The following is a 3,675-nucleotide window of genomic DNA, read 5'->3' as shown; positions in this document are numbered from 1 at the left end:
GGGCGGCGGCCCGCCGCCCTCCGAGACTGTCGATAATCTGCCCAGCCGAAAGCTTCGGAGGGAAGAAAAGTGTGAAAGGAAACCGTCAGGGTGTCCTTTCGCGTTCGATCACCCGCCGCAGCGGCCAAAATTGCAAAATAGAACTGCAAGATCATTTTGCAATTTTGCCACCCGGCCTGACGGAAAATCCCGCAGGGACTTTTTCGACAGGCCGGGAGGGCGGCGGTCTGCCGCCCTCCGCAGGTTTGACGAATTTGGATTAGCCTTCCTGCAGCTGATACTGCGTTGCCCAGCCGTTGACAAAGGCGGTCTCGACGCCGCTCCAGTCGCCGGAGCCGGTGCTGTAGGCCAGCAGCGCGTCCACGACGCCCTGACGCCAGCTCTCAACGTTCGGGGTGTAGTTGAAGGCCCAGGTCACGGTGTAGTTGCCCTCGGACATCAGGTGGTTGGCATTGTTGAAGAACACGTTCGCGCTCTCCTTGGCGTTCTTGAAGGGGATGGGGCCAAACTGCTCGGCCATCATCTTCGTGCCCTCGTCAGAGGTAACGACCCACTTCATGAAGTCGAGGGTGGCCTTCTGGTCTTCCTCGGAGGCCTTGGCGTTCACGGCCCAGCAGTTCTCGGTGCCGCAGGCCAGACCGGCCTTCTCTTCGCCCTCAACGCCGCAGTAGATGGGGATCATGGCCAGCTTTGCCGGATCCATGGAGAAGCCCATGGCGGAAGCGTCGGTCAGGTTGGCGTATTCCCACGTGCCGTTCTGGAAGAAGACAGCCTGGCCGTTTGCAAACTCTGCGCGGGACTCGTCGCCGGTCTTGGCGGCCAGCTCGGAGGGAGCGCAGGTGGCGTTGTTCATGTACAGATCCCAGATGTTCTTGTAGTTGGCAAGATACTTGCCGGTGATCGTGGCGGGCTGCTCGGTCACGTTGTCGTCGCGGAACTCATAGTACAGCGGCATGTTGGCCAGATGGCCGGAGAAGCGCCAGGAAGAGGAGGAATCCAGACCGGCGGAGGAGAAGGCGGCAAAGCCCAGCTCGTCCTTGTGGGCGGTGATGTCCTCGGCAACAGCCTTCAGGCTGGCGAAGTCCTTGATCTCGTCGAGAGAGTGGCCTGCCTTTTCCAGCAGCTCGGTATTGACGATGATGCCGAAGGCCTCATAGCAGTAGCCTGCGCAGTAGGTCTTGCCGTCCTCACCCTTGAGGTTGAAGTCGGACGTGGTCATCTCGTTCAGGAACTTCGTGCCGTCAAGCGCGAGGCAGTAGTCCTTCCAGGTGTCCAGAGCCGTCTCATTGCCGCACTGGAACAGCGTGGGGGCGTCCTTCTTGGCCATTTCGGCGGTCAGCGTGGTCTCATAGGTGCCGCTGGCGGCGGTGACGACCTTGACGGTAACGCCGGTCTTTTCGGTGTAGGTCTTGGCAAGTGCCTGCCATGCACTGTCTGCTTCCGGCTTGAAGTTCAGGAAATAGACAGAGCCTTTGTCGCTGCTCTTGCAGCCGGCGAACAGGCCGACGGCGAGGATCAGCACGAGGGTCAGAGCGATGATCTTTTTCATGATGTTGCCTCCCAATTAATTTTCCGGTGAATTGGAAACGTTTTCAATTTCCTCATGCACACAGTATAGACCGCTGTTTTGCAGAATGCAATCTTTATTTTGGACAAAATGAAAAGTTCTCACAAAATGAACAAATTGACTGCTTAATAATTGTGCAAAAAACCAATAGCCGGGAGAGAATTTTTTTGAAATTCCCTCTTGACGATGGCAGAGGAATATGCTATTATAATAACGCAAACGATAATTATTATCATTATGGAGGCGATGCGATGGCGATGCAGAAAAAGAGCAGGAAGCGCGATGCGATCCTGGCCTGCGTCTGCAGCACGGATACGCATCCCACCGCCGAATGGGTCTACACGCAGCTCAAGCCGGATATCCCGGATCTCTCCCTCGGAACGGTCTACCGCAATCTGGCCATGTTCCGGCGCGAGGGCATCATCGGGTCCGCCGGTGTCGTCAATGGGCTCGAGCGTTATGACCGCAACCCCCTTCCCCACGCGCATTTCGTGTGCACGCAGTGCAGCGCCGTCTATGACCTGCCGGACATCGAGCCGCCGGTCGAGCTGATGCGCCGCGTGACCTGCGGGTGCCCGAGCACCTGCGAGCTGATGTTTACCGGCGTCTGCAACGACTGCATTTCCCCGGATGCAGGGTCTAAAATTACGATCTAAAACAACAAAAACAACATTTCAGGAGGATTTTATTATGAAGAAGTATGTCTGCCCCGTCTGCGGTTATGTTTATGAAGGCGATGAGCTGCCCGAAGGCTTCAAGTGCCCGATCTGCGGTGTTTCCGGCGAGAAGTTCCAGGCCGTCGAGGGCGATCTGAAGCTCGCGGCCGAGCATGAATTCGGCATCGGCACGAAGCTCGACGGCGTTCCCGAAGAGGACAAGAAGTTCATCCTCGACCAGCTCAAGGCCAACTTCAACGGCGAGTGCTCCGAGGTCGGTATGTACCTGTGCATGGCCCGCATCGCCCACCGCGAGGGCTATCCGGAGATCGGCCTGTACTGGGAGAAGGCCGCCTATGAAGAGGCTGAGCACGCCGCAAAGTTCGCAGAGCTCCTTGGCAGCGAGCTCGAGCCGAACATGACCGCCAGCACGAAGAAGAACCTGGCATGGCGCGTGGAGTGCGAATTCGGCGCAACGGCCGGCAAGGTCGAGCTGGCCAAGGTCGCTAAGAAGAACAACCTCGATGCCATCCATGACACCGTCCATGAAATGGCCCGTGACGAGGCCCGTCACGGCAAGGCTCTCAAGGGTCTGCTGGAGCGCTACTTCGGCTGAGTATTTCCCGCAGGAGGAACGGCTATGAAGTATGTCTGCGATGTCTGCGGCTATGTCTATGACCCGGCCGTCGGCGACCCGGAGAACGGCGTTGCCCCCGGCACGCCGTGGGAAGAGGTCCCGGAGGATTGGCTCTGCCCGCTGTGCGCGGTCGGTAAGGACCAGTTCAGCCCGGAAGCGTAAAAAGTCTTCGGCAGGAGAGAACGCATGTTTTCTCCTGCCGATTTTTCCGATTTGTGGAAATTGCCTATTTGCACGGACAGCGCGCTCTGTGATATACTGACGAAAAAAGGAAAGGAGCAAAAGCAATGCATGAATACGAAGTTCTGATCGAGACCATCAATCCCTGCGGAGGCGAGGCGCACAGCAAGAAGGAATTCCTGGATATCGAGGCCGAAAGCCCCGAGGCCTATGTCCGCGCCGAGGGCCGCTGGCCCGTTCTGGACACCGGGAAGAACATGGACGGCGATGTCGTGATCACGACCGGCGACGGAAAGGGAAATATGATTCGCTATACGTTCACGGAGTGAAGCGGGAAAACTGCACGATTGGCCTGCAGCGGAACTCAATGAGCGCCATGCAGGCTGGCAATTTTTGTGGTATTGATTTTATGGCGCAAGGCTTCCAAATTTGGAAGCCGGTGCGGTCGGCGAGGCGGCCGGAAATTTGAGAGTGCCAATGGCGGTCACTACCCGTAAAGGGCACGCCGCATCCGTAAGGCGGAAAAGCCGCCAACGGCTGCGCAGTGACCGCCGCTACAGACGTAATCGGTGCGTGCCATTTTATCGGCAGCCTGTTCGTGTCGGCAGCGCTGCGCCGGGAGCGGCATGCCGCTC

At 57.9% G+C, this 3,675-nt stretch carries 7 protein-coding genes; 5 read left to right on the top strand and 2 right to left on the bottom strand.

What is annotated here, in order from left to right; genetic code table 11:
• The coding region (locus tag WMO66_RS01980) for a hypothetical protein (protein ID WP_349134737.1) at positions 1 to 263 on the top strand (263 nt) is incomplete at its 5' end.
• Here the strand turns inward: WMO66_RS01980 and WMO66_RS01975 are convergent.
• Entirely contained in the window at positions 260 to 1,549 is a 1,290-nt protein-coding gene (locus WMO66_RS01975) for an ABC transporter substrate-binding protein (protein WP_349134736.1), read from the bottom strand. The genes WMO66_RS01980 and WMO66_RS01975 overlap by 4 nt on opposite strands.
• 269 nt (positions 1,550 to 1,818) lie before the next feature.
• Here WMO66_RS01975 and WMO66_RS01970 point away from each other — a divergent pair, with 269 nt between their 5' ends.
• The 4 genes from WMO66_RS01970 (at position 1,819) to WMO66_RS01955 (ending at position 3,369) form a co-directional block, all read left to right on the top strand.
• Entirely contained in the window at positions 1,819 to 2,223 is a 405-nt protein-coding gene (locus tag WMO66_RS01970; RefSeq protein WP_349134735.1) for a Fur family transcriptional regulator, read from the top strand.
• Positions 2,224 to 2,257: 34 nt separating this feature from the next.
• Complete coding sequence (locus tag WMO66_RS01965) at positions 2,258 to 2,839, top strand: NADH peroxidase (RefSeq protein ID WP_349134734.1); 582 nt, start codon at positions 2,258 to 2,260, stop codon at positions 2,837 to 2,839.
• Positions 2,840 to 2,863: 24 nt separating this feature from the next.
• Positions 2,864 to 3,022 (top strand): rubredoxin, encoded by a 159-nt coding sequence (rd, locus tag WMO66_RS01960; protein ID WP_349134733.1) that lies wholly within the window; start codon positions 2,864 to 2,866, stop codon positions 3,020 to 3,022.
• A 125-nt stretch (positions 3,023 to 3,147) separates the two neighbouring features.
• Positions 3,148 to 3,369 (top strand): hypothetical protein, encoded by a 222-nt coding sequence (locus WMO66_RS01955; RefSeq protein ID WP_349134732.1) that lies wholly within the window; start codon positions 3,148 to 3,150, stop codon positions 3,367 to 3,369.
• Here WMO66_RS01955 and WMO66_RS01950 read toward each other — a convergent pair.
• On the bottom strand, positions 3,359 to 3,675 hold a 317-nt coding region (locus WMO66_RS01950), incomplete at its 5' end, for a hypothetical protein (protein ID WP_349134731.1). The two genes, WMO66_RS01955 and WMO66_RS01950, sit on opposite strands and share 11 nt — an antisense overlap.

The sequence above is a fragment of the Faecousia intestinalis genome (genome assembly GCF_040096185.1).
Classification (GTDB): domain Bacteria; phylum Bacillota; class Clostridia; order Oscillospirales; family Oscillospiraceae; genus JAZOXB01.
The sequence above is the reverse complement of the archived record's forward strand: the minus strand, read 5'-3'. Positions and strand labels throughout refer to the sequence as shown.